This is a genomic window from Vibrio sp. 10N.222.49.C9 (assembly GCF_041474985.1).
GTDB lineage: Bacteria > Pseudomonadota > Gammaproteobacteria > Enterobacterales > Vibrionaceae > Vibrio > Vibrio crassostreae_C.
The window spans coordinates 1-439 of the sequence record NZ_JBFRVD010000908.1 but is presented as its reverse complement, the minus strand read 5'-3'; the positions used below and the strand labels follow the sequence as shown (position 1 = coordinate 439).

1 pseudogene is annotated in these 439 nt (G+C 45.8%); it reads right to left on the bottom strand.

The features are described from left to right. Window positions 1-439: pseudogene (locus AB4585_RS26170) on the bottom strand (6-phospho-beta-glucosidase); the annotation flags it as partial.

Genomic DNA, 439 nt, shown 5'->3' with positions numbered 1-439 from the left:
ATCTTGACCGTTATGTAAAACTTGGCGAGCCCAGATAAAGTGGTTAAGCCCTGCAACTTGCAATACGAAGTCTTGCTCATCCGCTCCTAATATTTGAGCGATGCCTTTTTGCATGATGACAGGTACATTACACAGACCAACGGCTTTTACCTTGGTGTGCTTTAAAATAGCCTCAGTAACCATGCCCGATGGGTTGGTAAAGTTAAGCAGCCATGCATCAGGGCACAACTCTTCCATTTCACGGCATATTTCTAAGGCGATAGGGATAGTGCGGCACGCATTGGCAAACCCACCCAGGCCATTGGTTTCTTGACCAATCATTCCATATTTAAGCGCAATACGTTCATCACGAATACGACCCTCTAAACAGCCAGCGCGGAATTGAGAACAAACAAAATCAGCATCTTTAAGTGCAGGCTTACGATCTAGGCTGACATGG